This is a genomic window from Paenibacillus sp. GM2FR (assembly GCF_002803325.1).
In the GTDB taxonomy this organism is placed as follows: domain Bacteria; phylum Bacillota; class Bacilli; order Paenibacillales; family Paenibacillaceae; genus Paenibacillus_AQ; species Paenibacillus_AQ lautus.
In genome coordinates this window covers 3254069-3269355 of the sequence record NZ_MKZM01000008.1, presented here as the reverse complement: position 1 = coordinate 3269355, position 15287 = coordinate 3254069, and the positions used below count along the sequence as shown (strand labels likewise).

The 15287-nt window shown below is 49.3% G+C and carries 12 protein-coding genes; 9 read left to right on the top strand and 3 right to left on the bottom strand.

All coding sequences use genetic code 11. The annotated features are described in order from the left end of the window. Positions 1 to 142: 142 nt before the first annotated feature. Positions 143 to 1195 carry a selenide, water dikinase SelD gene (gene selD / locus PAEVO_RS14715; RefSeq protein ID WP_100538208.1) on the top strand — a complete coding sequence of 351 codons (1053 nt, stop codon included), beginning with the start codon at positions 143 to 145 and terminating at the stop codon, positions 1193 to 1195. A 39-nt stretch (positions 1196 to 1234) separates the two neighbouring features. Next, complete coding sequence (gene mnmH / locus PAEVO_RS14710; protein ID WP_100538207.1) at positions 1235 to 2287, top strand: tRNA 2-selenouridine(34) synthase MnmH; 1053 nt, start codon at positions 1235 to 1237, stop codon at positions 2285 to 2287. A 184-nt stretch (positions 2288 to 2471) separates the two neighbouring features. Here the strand turns inward: mnmH and PAEVO_RS14705 are convergent, their stop codons facing one another. Next, positions 2472 to 3116: an SDR family oxidoreductase gene (locus PAEVO_RS14705; protein ID WP_100538206.1), complete on the bottom strand. Its 645-nt coding sequence runs from the start codon at positions 3114 to 3116 to the stop codon at positions 2472 to 2474. Between the two features lie 192 nt (positions 3117 to 3308). On the opposite strand from PAEVO_RS14705, the gene PAEVO_RS14700 reads away from it, so the two are divergent. The 5 genes from PAEVO_RS14700 (at position 3309) to bcbE (ending at position 11194) form a co-directional block, all read left to right on the top strand. Continuing rightward, entirely contained in the window at positions 3309 to 3998 is a 690-nt protein-coding gene (locus PAEVO_RS14700) for a phosphatase PAP2 family protein (RefSeq protein ID WP_100538205.1), read from the top strand. 107 nt (positions 3999 to 4105) lie between these two features. After that, positions 4106 to 5164 carry an FUSC family protein gene (locus PAEVO_RS14695; RefSeq protein ID WP_100538204.1) on the top strand — a complete coding sequence of 353 codons (1059 nt, stop codon included), beginning with the start codon at positions 4106 to 4108 and terminating at the stop codon, positions 5162 to 5164. Positions 5165 to 5457: 293 nt separating this feature from the next. After that, positions 5458 to 7788 (top strand): RNA polymerase recycling motor HelD, encoded by a 2331-nt coding sequence (gene helD / locus PAEVO_RS14690; protein WP_100538203.1) that lies wholly within the window; start codon positions 5458 to 5460, stop codon positions 7786 to 7788. Positions 7789 to 8100: 312 nt separating this feature from the next. Continuing rightward, the gene (locus PAEVO_RS14685; protein ID WP_100539462.1) at positions 8101 to 9804 is read left to right on the top strand and encodes a methyl-accepting chemotaxis protein; all 1704 of its coding nucleotides are present in this window, start codon (positions 8101 to 8103) and stop codon (positions 9802 to 9804) included. Between the two features lie 85 nt (positions 9805 to 9889). Continuing rightward, positions 9890 to 11194: a bacillibactin exporter BcbE gene (bcbE, locus tag PAEVO_RS14680; protein ID WP_326114106.1), complete on the top strand. Its 1305-nt coding sequence runs from the start codon at positions 9890 to 9892 to the stop codon at positions 11192 to 11194. 150 nt (positions 11195 to 11344) lie between these two features. Here bcbE and PAEVO_RS14675 read toward each other — a convergent pair whose 3' ends face one another. Then, a complete protein-coding gene (locus tag PAEVO_RS14675; protein WP_100538201.1) occupies positions 11345 to 12583 on the bottom strand; it encodes an MFS transporter in 1239 nt (412 codons plus the stop codon). Positions 12584 to 12591: 8 nt separating this feature from the next. Beyond that, on the bottom strand, positions 12592 to 13038 hold the full coding sequence (locus PAEVO_RS14670; protein ID WP_100538200.1) for a MarR family winged helix-turn-helix transcriptional regulator: 447 nt from the start codon (positions 13036 to 13038) through the stop codon (positions 12592 to 12594). Between the two features lie 224 nt (positions 13039 to 13262). Here PAEVO_RS14670 and PAEVO_RS14665 point away from each other — a divergent pair, with 224 nt between their 5' ends. Next, a complete protein-coding gene (locus PAEVO_RS14665; RefSeq protein ID WP_100538199.1) occupies positions 13263 to 14000 on the top strand; it encodes a glycerophosphodiester phosphodiesterase in 738 nt (245 codons plus the stop codon). Between the two features lie 4 nt (positions 14001 to 14004). Beyond that, a complete protein-coding gene (locus tag PAEVO_RS14660; protein WP_100538198.1) occupies positions 14005 to 15213 on the top strand; it encodes an SLC45 family MFS transporter in 1209 nt (402 codons plus the stop codon). The last annotated feature ends 74 nt before the right edge of the window (positions 15214 to 15287 follow it).

Here is a 15287-nt window from a genome sequence, read left to right as displayed (position 1 = left end):
ATGGTGTGTGATCACAAGTGTTAGTAAACGGACGAATATCAGATTATCCCCGGGGTAGATGAGACGTTTTTTAAGCATCCACGCCGGGTTTGTTGCATGTGTTTTGTTAAATTCAACTCTTAAGACGAAGGGAAGACCCGTGATGAGTCAATCGGAGAAAATAAAATTAACCTCGTATTCCTCTAAAGGAGGATGCGGCTGCAAGATCGGGCCAGCGGACCTGGCTCAGGTCATTCGCAAGCTCCCGCAAGCCGAGCCGAATCCTAATTTATTGGTAGGTTTGGATACAAGTGATGATGCAGGCGTATACCGTCTCACGGATGAGTTGGCTATGGTTCAGACCGTCGATTTCTTTACGCCGATTGTGGATGATCCCTATGATTTCGGACAAGTGGCTGCAGCGAATGCCATCAGCGATATTTATGCTATGGGAGGCAAGCCGTTGACTGCTTTGAATATCGTGGCATTTCCGATCTCCACGCTGGACAAGCAGGTATTGACGGATATTTTGAGAGGTGCAGGAGATAAATTGAAGGAAGCGGGGGTTACCCTGGTTGGCGGGCACTCCATCGATGACAAAGAACCCAAATTCGGCCTTGCCGTTACAGGTACTGTCCATCCGGACAGAATAAGAACCAATGCCGGCGCGAAGCCAGGCGATGCCTTGATTCTAACGAAGCCAATCGGCGTGGGTATCCTTACGAGTTCCATCAAAAAGGATCTGTTAAGCGATGAGGAGATTCGCCGAGTTACCGCCGTGATGGCGGCATTGAACAAAACGGCTGCCGAGCTCATGGAACCGTATGAGGTGCATGCTTGCACCGACGTGACAGGTTTCGGTCTCCTTGGCCATGCACTCGAAATGGCCAAAGGAAGCGGCACGGGGATCCGGATATCTAAACCTTCTGTTCCTATTCTGGAGCGGGTTCGCGAGATGGCCGACGGCGGTGTTATTCCAGGCGGTACGAAGAACAATTATGATCACGTGAAGGACGACGTGGATTTCCCGGACAACATGGACCAGATCGATAAGTGGATTTTGTGCGATGCCGTAACTTCGGGAGGACTCCTCATTGCGGTTGATGGCTCGCAGGCAGATCAGCTTCTGTCAGAGCTTCGCCATGCCGGGCTGGAAGCTGGAAGAATCGGCGAGGTCGTGCATGACCATCCGAATCGCATTGTTGTTGAGTTATAAAGTGAATCGCGTTTTGTTTCAATAAAGGAGCGAACAGACATGTTTCAAGACATCACCGTAAAAGAATTAATGGAACTGCAAAGCAGGAAGAAGATTACTTTGATTGATGTCCGTTCCCCTTCGGAGTATAGGGATTCCACGATTCCGGGAAGTCTGAACATTCCGGTCTTCGATGATGAAGAACGGGCGGAGATCGGGACGATTTATAAGCAGGTAAGCGTGGATGCGGCTAAAGAGCGTGGACTTGCCATTATGTCGGCCAAGCTCCCGAGCTTTGTGAAGCAATTCAAGGACATCGAGGGAGATAAGGCGGTCTATTGCTGGCGTGGTGGCATGCGCAGCCGGACTGCCGCAACCGTTCTCTCTTTGATGGATATCCATGTCAATCGGATTACGGGCGGGATTAAGGCATACCGGAAGTATGTGCTGGATACGCTGGAGCATAAGAGTCTGGACGCGGAAGCATTTGTCCTCCACGGATTGACAGGGACCGGCAAGACGGCCGTGCTTAGACAGCTCCAGCAGGAAGGCTACCCGGTCGTGGACCTGGAAGGGCTGGCAGGACATCGCGGCTCGATCTTTGGGCATGTTGGTCTACAGGCGAATAATCAGAAGACGTTTGATTCGGGATTGGTTGAGCGGCTGAAGCAACTGGAATCTTCGCCGTATTTGTTATTTGAGGCGGAGAGCAAACGGATCGGCAAAATCGCCGTTCCCGATTTCCTGATGAAGAAGAAGGAGTCGGGGGTAGCCATCGTGTTGGAACTGCCGATGGCGGAACGGGTTCGCCAGATCCTGGAGGATTACAACCCTGCCGCTTTTAAAGAGCAATATTTGGCGGCCTTTCAATTAATCAAAAACAGGATCCACACACCTATCGCCGCGGAAATCGGCAAGTCTTTGGAAGAGGGGCGGTTTGCTCAGGGAATACAGCTGCTGCTCGAGCATTATTATGATCCCAAGTACAATCACTCCTTCGGCCAATATGAGGGCAGCACTCCCATTGTTGTGGCGGTGGACCGGGTGGAAGAAGCGGTGGTTGCGGTTAAAGATATATTGCGGAATCAAATGCTGCGGAAAACAGGCGCGTAAGGCAGCAAAACAAAGGCTACTGCGACAAAGTAAATCATAAACTATGCGCCTGCGTTGGCATTGACCGCTTTTATTGTGAGCTGGTTATGATTGGAACTAGTATGGAAAATCGCCCCTGAAGTATGAGCCGATACCAACGTATCGCTTATGCTAAGGGGCGATTTTTTTGACAAAGGCATTCTCTTTAAATGGAGGATAAAGCTTCGGATATAGGAGTATCTCCTGAAATCAGATCGAAGGAACGACGGAAGGTATTTTCTTCATCTAGGGATAACAGTATCGTTCGTGCTACATCCTCACGCGGAATCGATCCGCCCTGGATATTCTCCGCAGCGGTGATGCTTCCGGTACCGGGGGTATTCGTAAGTCCCCCTGGACGAATGATGGTGTACGAGAGGCTGCTCTGACGAAGCAGGCGATCCGCGTAATGCTTGGCGACATAATACGGTTTGATCTCCTCATTCCAAAATTCCCGATGATGCGCCCCCATCGCGCTTACCATCACAAAGCGCGAGACAGACGCCTGCTCGGCGGCTTCCATCATTTTTGCGGCTCCATCCAGATCGATTAACAGGGTTTTGTCGTATCCGGTAGCTCCGCCTGAGCCGGCAGCGAATACCACCGCCTGGCAATTCATCGCCGCGTCAGCAAGCTCCTCGACCGACCCTTCCAGGTTCGCAAGAACACACTCTATTCCGGCAGCTTCATATGTGGCTGCTTGTTCCTCTTTTCGTACCATTGCTCTTACGGTATAGCCTTCATGGTCTTGCAACAGATGTGTAAGCTGGTTGCCTATTTGGCCGTTGGCACCGACAACGAGAACCTTCATGTGGACATGCTCCTTTATGGTAAACTTTTTGGTATAAATACCCTTGAAAGAGTAATCATTGCGATTTTGACATAGACTACGAGATATTTCATGTATATCCCAAATGGACTTTCCTTTATCTCAGGAAAATGATATTATCTTGTTTTCACCAATTCGCACGGATTCGAAACAAAGGCAAAGGAGAAAAGAGAGTTGAGCGGACAGAAGCTACACCCGACTTCAGGAAGACAACGCTGGATTTTCCTCATTTCGATGATCAGCTTGATAGGATTTGTCACGCTGGCTGCTTTGGTAATGCGGCAAAGCCTGGCATCGTTTGATTTGGCGATCATAACAACGGTACAAGCCTGGGAGCATCCGCTTATCACGGATATCGCCATTGGGCTGTCGTTTATAGGTTCTATCGGACCGGTGATTGTGTTATGTCTGATTGTAATCGCCGTGCTATATTGGGTACTGGGACACCGCGTGGAGATCCTTCTCCTTATTGTGGTCGTCTTCGGTTCATCTATTCTGAATGTATTATTAAAATGGGTCTTTCAACGGGCCAGGCCCGACATCCACCGCTTAATTGAAATTACGGGGTACAGCTATCCCAGCGGACATTCCATGGTCGCCTTCTCGTTCTACAGCGTGTTGGCTTACTTGTTGTGGAGACATATTGACAGCAGAGCGGGGAGAGGCACATTAATATCCATCTCCGTCGTAATGATTCTCGGCATCGGACTAAGCCGGGTCTATCTTGGGGTCCATTATCCAAGCGATATCGTTGGCGGATATCTGGCTTCTTGCGCTTGGCTTGCATATCTGGTCCGATCTTATGAGAAAAGGATGGGGAAGCGGGCCAACCCGGAGCATGTGAATGAATCTGAAATTGCATAACATTGGAAGCGTAAGGGTAATTCATGTAATAGCGGTTCAAACGGAGGAGTATGTATCATGGTGTGTATCCATAGATGTGAAATTGGGTTAGGTAAGGAGGGCTGTCTGTGGCGTTTGGAGCAAGAATGTTCAAAACCGGCTTAGCCGTGACGCTGGCTCTTTATTTAGCCATGCTGTTTGATTTTAAATCCCCTGTCGTTGCCGCCATAGCCGCGATATTTGCGATGCAGCCGTCCATATACAGGTCGTGGAGATATTTCCTGGACCAGCTGCAGACCAGTACGCTCGGTGCGATTCTGGCGATGCTCGGAGGATATTTTTTATCGAATCAGCCGATTTCCGTCGGTTTGGTATGTATTCTAGTGATTATGATTTGCATGAAACTCAAAATGGGCGAGACCATCGGACTTACGCTTGTCACGGTCATCTCCGTGATGGAAGCTTCCGGGCAATGGGATTTTGCGCTCAATCGCTTTATTCTGACGATTATCGGTATCATATCAGCATTTCTTATCAATATTCTTGTGTTTCCCCCGAAACCCAAGGAACAGTACATCACGCGGATTCATATTGTATTTGGCAAAATGTCGCTGCTGCTGCGCACGGCCATCTCCCACGAAATGAAGGATTCGGTATACCGTGCGGAGAAGAAGGAACTGGAATCCGCGATCAAATCGTTGTCCGACAAATACAATTTATTTGAGGAAGAGCAGAAGAAGCTGAAGCGGGCCAAATACAGTCAAGCCAGACAGCTTGTAGTGTATAAGCAATTGCTGCAATCCCTTCGTAAGGGATATGAAGTGCTGGATGCGGTGGAAAACCACTATTTTCAGGCGGAACGGTCCGAAGAAATCGACGAGCAGTTTGATCACAATCTGGAGCGGTTAATGAAGTACCATGAGCATATTTTGTGGAAATTCGAAGATAAACTGAAACCGAATGAGGACGAAGCCGAGACCATGGCGGAGAACAATGAAGCGTTCATGGAGCAGGTGATGTGCGGACCAGGCGCCAATCCAGGGGGGCTTCGGCTATCGGTGGTGGCCGCCTCCATGTATGATTACGGATATCAGCTTGACCGGCTGAACCGGGTAGCGGATCAAATTAGCCGCGTCGTGGATGATAAAGAGCAGGAGGAGGCCTTGTTCTCGTGGCTGCGTAAATAAGTGAAGTTCATCATTTGGGTGCCGATCAAGAAGCCATATTTGATCGGCTTTTCATGCACCAGGATTTAGGATGATTCCTCTTGGCAGTGAGCCTTGGGAATGGTATTGTATATAAACGCAAAAAAACCGCCCCGGTGGGTCGGTTACTGAGATTCGATGTTGAATTATACGGGACACATTGCTATAATTAGCAATGGTTTGTCATTAAACATTGACAATATGGTTAGAATATCAAAATTTTATTTTATCACAGACGAATTGCGCTGTCAACCGTATATTAGGGGGATGAACAAATGGCTATCAGCGAACAGGATTGGCAAGAAGAACAGGCACGGGTAACGGAAGTGACAACGAAAATCAGTAATAAAATATCTCAGCTGGAAGCGAGCGTCGGAGATATCCGTGAAGTCGTGATTGATATGCGGAAAGACTTTTGGGACGAAGTTACGGTCAACTTCAGCAACCCGGACGATTTGGGTGAAACGTCCACCAACCTGAGACAGCAGTCGCAAGTGCTCGCGGAACGTGAGCATGCTCATCTGCAATCCAGCAAGCTGCTTAAAAAGTATAGAAAACTTGTGGAATCCCCTTACTTTGGACGCATTGATTTTCAAGAGGATGGAACCACGGAGACGGACACCATTTATTTAGGGACAGGATCTTTTTTGGATGAACATATGGAGACGTTTCTCGTTTATGACTGGCGGGCTCCGATATCAAGCTTGTATTATGACGGGGCACCCGGTCCGGCCCAATATGAAACGCCTTCGGGTACGGTCAAAGGCAAAATGCTGCTTAAGCGACAATTCGTCATCCATAACGGCGAGATCAAGGTATTGTTTGATACCGGTGTGACGATTGGTGATGAGCTGCTGCAGCAGGTGCTCAGCCATAGCGCGGATGATCGTATGAAGAGCATCGTAGCTACGATTCAGAAGGAACAGAATGCCGTCATCCGAAACGACAAAACCCGAATGCTGATCGTTCAGGGGGCTGCCGGCAGCGGCAAAACCTCAGCCGCACTGCAGCGAGTGGCCTATCTGTTGTATAAGTACCGGGAGACACTCCGGGCCGATCAGATGATTCTGTTCTCCCCGAATCCGCTGTTCAATAGTTATGTATCCACAGTCCTTCCGGAGCTCGGCGAGGACAATATGCAGCAGACGACCTTCCAGTCTTATCTGGAACACCGGCTCGGGAAAGAGTTTGAGCTCGAAGACGTGTTCACACAGACGGAAACCTTGCTGAATGCGGATGATTCGCCGCGGTACCGGGCACGACTTGAGAGCATATCCTATAAATCCTCGGGAGCTTATCTTGACACCATCAGACAATACAAGGAGCTGCTGGAGAAGGGCGGGATGCTCTTTAAGCCGGTCGTATTCCAAGGTAAGGTTATCGTCAGCTCCGACGAAATGTCCGCGCAGTTCTATAGTTATGATTCGGCGGTTAAGCTCGCTGGCCGGATCGACCTGATGAAAGAGTGGATGCTGAAACGCCTGTCGGAGTTCGCTCAGAGCGAAAAAGACGCCCCGTGGGTGGAGGAGCAAATCCAGCTGCTGGATACGGATGATTATCAACGGGCCTTTCAAACGATGCGTCGTAAGCAAAACCGGAAGGCGGATACGTTTGACGATTTTGATAAGGAAAGGGATGTCCTTGCCAAAATGGTCATCAGCAACCGGCTCAAGCCGGTTAGACGCTGGATCAAGCGGTTCCGATATGTGGATGTGAAGGGCATGTACCGAAAATTATATACGGATGAATCGCTATTTCGCCGGGCGGCCGGGAATTTGGAGAGACTCCCGGATGATTGGGAGGAAATCTGCAAGCTTACCGTTGCGTCACTGGACAACAAATCGCTGTTGTATGAGGATGCGACTCCGTTCCTCTATCTGAAGGAGCTGCTTCAAGGTTTCCGCACGAACACGTCGATTCGTCATGTGATTGTTGATGAAGTACAGGACTATTCGGGATTTCAGCTGGAATTCCTGAAGCGGTTGTTCCCGCGTGCGAAAATGACGGTGCTGGGGGATCTCAATCAAGCGATTTACGCACATGGAGAGGCGCTCGGCAATCTGGAAAATCTGGTGAGTCTTTACGGCAAAAGCGATACGGAGGTCATCAATCTGACGCAAAGCTACCGGTCCACGTATGAAATCGTTGATTTCACACGGCAGATGATACCGGGCGGGGAGCGGATCGTTCCATTTAACCGGAGCGGCGAAGCTCCGCGTGTGGTTGCGGTGAACGATGAGGAACACCTGCTTGGAGCGATTGTCTCTGATATCTGTGAGCTTCATGAACAGGGATTCCAGTACGTGGCGGTGATCTGCCGGACAGAAGAGGAGAGCAGACGCGTACACGAGCAGCTGTCAGCAGATATACCTGCGCGATTAATTACCAAAACCACTCCTGCTTTCGAGAAAGGAACGCTTGTCGTTCCTGCCTATCTAGCCAAGGGCGTGGAATTCGACGCGGTGATCATATACAACGGCTCCGAGGATGTGTACCACCGCGAAAGCGACCGCAAACTGTTCTACACCGCATGTACGCGTGCCATGCACAAACTTCATGTGTATCATATCGGGGAAAAGAGCCATTTTATCCCGGATGAAAATTAAATGAATAAAGGTCTGTCTGAGCCACGGCTTAGGCAGGCCTTTTTTTCATGATTATTATATGAAATCCAAACATGTTTCATGGAAAAGGAAAAAAACGGAAAGATATTTAGGGTGAGATGGGGAGTATTCTTTATACCATAAGGAGGGAGTTATCCAATATTTATGATGATTTGACCGGTGATTAATAATATTTTTTCAATTATTTTCGGGAAAAGCGCTTTCTCGATCGCCCCGTCTATTCATTTTGGACACAAATTTGACGAAAAAAGGATTGGGGGTATATTACTTATATCAAAGGTCGGGTGCTTGCGGATGAAGATAAAAACAAAATTAATTCTTTCGTCTACGATTCTTGCAACGGTTACGGCGGTGATCGTAATCATCGCGTTCATCACTTCGAATATGACGGAGAAGAGGTTCAGCAAGATTATTGAAGTGGATCAGAAGGTCATCTATAACCTGACGCAATTGGAGACCCTATTGACGGGCGTATCTAATGATGAGCGTGGCTACTTATTGACCGGTGATTCGACCTTTGCCGATTCATTGAAAGCGAAACAGGAGTCCGTCGCCAAACTCATGGCCGAAACCAAAGGCTTGATGACGGCTGAGGAAGACCACAAAGTGTTTAACGAGATCGAAACCGGGTATGTCATCTACACCGAAGCCGTTTCTGAGGTGTTAAACAAATTGGGGTATGATACCGGATTTTACAAGGCTGTGCCGTTTCGGGTATATGAAGCTGCATTTAACCAGGAACGCGAAGTGCGCAAGTCATTTAGTACGCTTATCGCACAATTTACGGTAGATAAAAATGAAGCCTTGGCTAAGCAGGCTGATCAAATTGCGGCCAGCAGCCGATTTCAGAATTTGATCATTATGCTGATCGGAATCGCAGCCGTTGTTTATTTTGCTATACAGGGTTATCTTCTTACTCGCTCGATCCGTCCGTTGAATCAGATGAGCAGTCAGCTTTTGAAGATTGCCGAAGGCGGGGGTGATCTGGTTACCCGATTACATATCACAACGAAAGACGAAATCAGGGATGTAGCCGACGCTTATAACAAATTGGTCGATGGCTTCAGGGAGCTTGTCGTACAGGTGCAGGATACGGCCGGCAAAGTCGGTGTCGCAGCTTCGACGTTGCACTCCACGACCGAGGAAATCCGTCAAGCTTCCCAGCAAACCTCAGGCATCATGGAAGAGCTGGCGGCCGGGGTAGAGAACCAGCTTCAGGATACAGAGGAAACGACAGCTACGATAACGGACATGGCGGAAGGAATGAAACATATCGCGCATGCCGCCCAAGACGTCTCCGGATTGGCAGCAACGACGAACCAACTTGCGGCTGGAGGGGAACAGGCACTTATACATACACTGGCTCAAATGGAAGGCATACGCACCAGTGTGGATCAATCCGCGCAGTCGGTGCGGGCGCTCGGCGAAAAGGCCTCCAACATCGGTGCGATGGGACAGATCATTATCGAAATTGCAGAGCAGACATCACTGCTTGCCTTGAATGCCTCGATTGAGGCGGCTCGGGCGGGCGAGCATGGCAGAGGTTTTGCGGTTGTAGCTGCCGAGGTCCGGAAATTGGCTGATCAGGCATCAAACTCCTCCGTTGAAATTAGACAATTCGTCCATGAGCTTCAGCAGGATATTGTTGATTTGGCCGGCGTCATGGAGCAGGGGACCCGTGAAGTGACCCAGGGCATGAACGTGGCGCAAGGAGCCGAGAGAGCCTTTAAGGAAATTGAGCAATCCGTCGGAGAATTGAACGAACAAATTCAGAGTGTCACCGTTGCAACAGAACAGATGAACTCCGGAGCAGGGGAGCTTGTTCACGCAATCCGCAGAATTCAGGAGGTCACGGAGACGACGGCAGGCGGAACCCAAAGCGTCAGTGCTGCCACGGAAGAGCAGCTGGCCTCTATGGAGGAAATTACAAATTCCGTTGAAGATTTGAATGTAATGTCTGGCAAGCTTCGGCAGTTGATGTCCGGCTTTAAAGTATAAATAAGGAAAAATGGCATATGGGAAAAAACGGCCACCTTGCAATCATGCATATTCTGGGCAAAAGAACCTACAATATGGATGACAGATAACGCAAAGGTGGTCTTCTCTCATGGAAAACAAGAAATGGGATCTGGTTGCCCTTGCATCCATACCACTCATCATGACGTTGGGCAATTCCATGCTGATTCCCATCTTGCCGCAGATTTCAAAAGCTCTGGGGATCAGTTCCTTCAAAGTCAGTATGCTTATAACGGTATATGCTGTTGTAGCCATCTTACTGATTCCGATTGCCGGTTATTTATCGGATCGGTATGGACGAAAGAAGATCATCATCCCCAGCTTAATTATTGCGGCATTAGGCGGAGCTGTCTCGGCTGTGGCAGCCTGGATGCTGAGTGGGACGGCGGCTTATTACGTTATTTTGGCGGGACGGTTTCTGCAGGGAATTGGTGCTGCCGGGGCATTCCCCATTGTCATTCCGCTTGTCGGTGACATGTTTAAAGAGGAAGAAGAGGTCAGTAAGAGTTTGGGTATTATCGAAACCTCCAATACGTTTGGCAAGGTAGTCAGCCCGATACTGGGTGCCCTGCTCGGAAGTTTTATTTGGTTCTTGCCCTTTATAGCTATTCCGATTCTATGCTTGATCTCTATCGTGCTTGTCATTTTTCTTGTGAAGACACCGAAGTCGAACGACAACGACAAACAATCCATTCGCGAGTTTTTGAAAACAACCAAGCAGGTTTTGCACGAGAAGGGAAGATGGCTGTATGCGATATTTGCCATCGGCGGCATCGCGATGTTTGGCGTATTCGGCGTACTTTTCTATTTGTCGGAAACGCTCGAGAGCACTTACCATTTACAAGGTGTGGTGAAAGGGCTGGTGCTTGCGATTCCGCTGGCTTTGTTATGTCTGTCTTCCTATTTAGCCGGTAAATTCACGGGCAAAAATAAAGCGGCTAAAAAGTGGACCGGTTTCGCGGGTATGGCCATATTGACGGCCTCCCTGATCGTCACCGGATTTAGCGCTCAGATCTATTTTGTAGTCGGAATGATGACGCTTGGCGGCATCGGGATCGGGATGGTCCTGCCATGCATGGACACGCTGCTGACGGAAGGTATAGAGAAGGAACAGCGCGGTACCATTACCTCTCTGTACAGCAGTATGCGCTTTATCGGCGTATCGCTTGGTCCGCCAGTTGTCTCGCTGCTGCTCGGGGCGAATCATTGGGTTCTGTTCGGCACGTTGGCAGCCGTCGCGGCGGTAGGCGGCCTGCTCACATTATTCGCCGTGAAGCCGGAGGCGAAGAAAGACGACACCGGAGGGAACTCATACCGAGTCGACTTCAAGAAACCGCAGGGCTTGAAAAAGAAAGGTCTTGTCCATAAATAATGGACAAGACCTTTTTCTCATATCCGGATATGGACGGGGAGCATATTGAAATCGAGGAACTTTCATCGTCTACTTTGTTTCCTGGTCCATTCCTGAGACGTTTTCGAAGTTCATATGCCGCTGCTTCTCTTGGCTTCGCTGCAATCTCCGTTATCCTGCAGCGGTGGGTTCGGTATCCTCAAGCTTTAAGGTTGCTTTGGAGCGCGATTTGCCGGTTACCTGCATGATGATATAAATCAGGATTAACAGCACAAGCGCAATGGCGGAATATCGGTACATGATCGTGTACGAAGTGGATTTGGCAATGGAGCCGAGCACGATCGAGCCGATAGCGACACCGAAATCCAGGGAGTTGAAGAACATGCCGTTGGCCATGCCGCGCTGGAGCGGATGAACCTCCTGGATCATCCAGGTCTGGATGGACGGCTGCATCGCGCCGAAGCCAAGGCCATAACATAATGCTGATAACAGCATAGTACCCGTCGATGAGGCGAAGGTCAGCAACAGCAGACCGGTGACCATCAGAACAGCAGCGGGTATAACCATCGCCTTGTGTCCATAGCGGTCATAGATTCTGCCGGAGAACGGCCGTACCAGAATGATGGCAATGGCATTGAACAAGAAGAAATACTGGGGATTCCGGAGGTGAGCCTCGGTGCCGAACAACGCCATGAAGCTTAGCAGCCCTCCGTACGTAATGGACATCAAAAAGTTAAGGACGCTGGGGAGAATCAGCTTTTTGTTGAATGAGCCCTTCGGTTGATCCTCAATTCGAGGTTGAACCGCTGCGGGGCGCTCCGTTTTCCGTTTTGCCGATCTTGACGTTAGAACGTAGGCGAGTGGGAAGATAAGTATATTGATGATGACGGTGATGACCACAAGCGGTGTGAACCCCCCGTCTTGCAGGAGCGTCAAGCCGATCATCGGGCCGATCGACATGGCGAGCGTAGTGGATAATCCGAAGTATCCCATGCCTTCGCCCAGTCGTTTGATAGGAATGACGTCCGATGCCATCGTAGGAAACGAGGTGCTTGTCATGCCAAAGCCGATGCCAAACAAAACGCGCATCAGCAGCAGAAAGGCGATCCCGGATGCCCAGTAATAGCCCAGCGTGGCTGCAAGCGAAATCATCAGCCCGACGTACAGCAGCAGGCGCAGTTTTCCTTTTTCCAGCGCTTTGCTTGACACGAAGCGGGAGGCGATCGCGCTGAAGGCGAACAGGCTGGTTATCAGGCTGACTTGAAGCGGACTTGCCATAAACGCCTCCTTGGCGTATGCGGGCAGCGTGGTCAGCATCATCTGCAGGGTCAGAAACAGAAATAGGTTGCTGACCATCAAGGTGATGAATTCTTTGGTCCATAAACGTTGTTTTGTATTCATTTCATTCATGTGAAACATCACTCCTGTTTGTGTAAGTTGTCTATGTTGGCATTAATGCGTGAGAGTGTGTCCCAGAACATCTCTAATTGATGATCGTCAATGCCTTCGATTAACTGGCTTCCGCATTGACTTTCGATGGTTGTGGTTGCCTCGATCAATTCTTTCCCTGTATCCGTCAAAAAGAGCTGGAAAGCTCTCCGGTCGTTAACCGATACGGATTTGCGGGTATATCCTTTTTTCTCGAGCAGATCCAAAATACGGGTAGTGGTCGGTTGATCCTTGTCTGCTTTGGCGGCAACTTCCTTCTGATTCAACCCTTCATGCTCTCCGATGTGGTACAGAACCAGCCATTGCTCTGGTGTAATATCATAGGGCTTCAAGGCATTCGCAAACAAATGGGAGGCGCGGCGATAGGTGTAACCCAGATGAAAACCGATGGAGGGGTTGCGTTTAGGTATTTTCAAGAAACAAGTCACACCTTTCATTTCAAGTTTTCAAAAATAGTTGTCTAAACAATTATATGCCTGACATACAAATCAGTCAAACCATTTAAAAAATTAATTGTCTACATGACAGGGTTTCGTTAAACGATGTGGAATATGAAAAATGGAATGATAACATAGCTCTAACAATGGAGAGCTATATTTATAGTACAAACCAATATCTCACCACTCAGGAGGAAGTACAAATGTCACAATTGATTAATTTTGCACACCGCGGGTCATCGGCCATATGCCCCGAGAATACGATGGCTGCCTTTGCCAAAGGCTTGGAGCAGGGTGCTACCGGAATTGAAACTGATGTTCAGATGACGAAGGATGGAAAGCTGGTTCTGATCCATGACGAGAGTGTCGCACGCACGACGGGGGCTGAAGGGCTTGTCAAGGATTATACATATGAGGAGCTGGCCAAGTTGGACGCAGGCTCATGGTTTGGGGCCGCCTTTCAAGGGGAACGGATTCCGCTGCTGGAAGAACTGCTGGAATTGACAAAAAGCCATGGTACGATCGTGAACATCGAGCTGAAGAACGGGTCAATTCAATATCCTGAGCTGGAAAAGCGTGTGATCGAGACCGTAAGGCATTACAAAATGTCTGAGCAAATCGTCATTTCAAGCTTCAATCATTATTCTCTGGTGGAGTGCAAGCATATTGATCCTGAAATCCGTACCGGCCTGCTGTATGGGGAAGGGTTATACAAACCGTGGGAGTATGCCAAATTGGCGAAAGCGGATGCGCTTCACGCATACCATCGCGCGGTTCTGCCGGAATGGGTAACGGAAGCAAAGCAGCATGGCGTAGTCTATCACCCTTGGACCGTCAATGACGAGGAACAGATGAAAGCCTTGATCGATGCTGGCGTGGCGGGCATTATTACGGATTATCCGAATGTACTCGGGGGATTGCTACAGACCAAGGGAGCGTGACTTTGTGAAGAAAACATGGCTGCTGGGCTTTGGCTTTTTCAGCATTAGCATTACCTGGGCGCTGTACAATGCGTTTGTGCCCTATTTTCTGGAGGATTACATATCCAGCGTCGCACTGATCGGTTTTTTTATGACGATCGACAATTACTTTGCCTTGTTCTTGCAGCCATGGATCGGAAGTCGCAGCGACAGGACCCATACCCGGTTTGGCAGAAGAATGCCTTATCTGCTCATCGGCATGCCGCTTGGCGCTCTGTTTACCGCAATCATTCCGTTTCACACCGGGATGGTAACATTGATACTGTTCATGGTCCTCATGAACCTGGCCATGAGCCTGTATCGTTCGCCCACCGTTTCATTAATGCCGGATATTACGGAGGAGAAACGCCGCACGAGAGCCAACGGCATCATTAATTTTATGGGCGGCATAGGGTCCATATTGGCTTTTGGCGTGGGCTCGGTACTGTATAGCGCTCATCATTCTTTGCCTTTTATTGCCGCAGCCGGCATAACGCTGGTGTCGTTGTTCATTTTGAGAACGTTTATTCAAGAGAAGCGTGACGCTCCAGGCTATCAAGCTCAGACGGCCGCTAAAGCTAAAGTTTCCTTTAAGAGTCAGATCAATCGGACGACGGTGCTGCTCTTGGCGGCGATATTTTTCTGGTTTGTCGCTTATCAGGGAGTTGAGACGCTGTTTACTTTGTACGGGAAAAATGAGATGGGCCTAACGGAATCGCAGGCTTCCTTTTCCCTAACGTTTTTTTCACTCGCCTTTGTTCTGTTCGCCATTCCAAGCGGATGGCTTGGCGGTAAATTCGGCAAGAAACGGATGATTCTGATCGGCGTCAGCGGGCTGTTGATTGTCTTCGCGCTCGTACCTTGGGTCGAATCACTGCTATGGCTCCGTGTATTACTGACTGTTGGCGGATTATTTTGGGCTTGCATCAATATTAACTCCTATCCGTTTATCGTATCTACCGGATCGGAGGACAGCATTGGGACGCGGACAGGAATGTACTATTTGGTATCCTCGCTGGCAGCGATCTCGTCACCGCCTCTTCTAGGGAAGCTCATTGATGGCATGGGGTATTCGATTCTGTTTTATTGTGCCGCAGGCAGCATGCTGCTTGCATTGATCTGCGTTCTGATGATTCGTCATCAGGAAACGGAAAGTCCTGCACAATCGCAGACCGCTTCCGCCGGCTTGTCCTAGCCGATTGGTTTGTTTGATAACCGTAGGTTCGGCTCCTGCTAGTCCGTGCGGAATAACATTGACGAGAGCCTGCC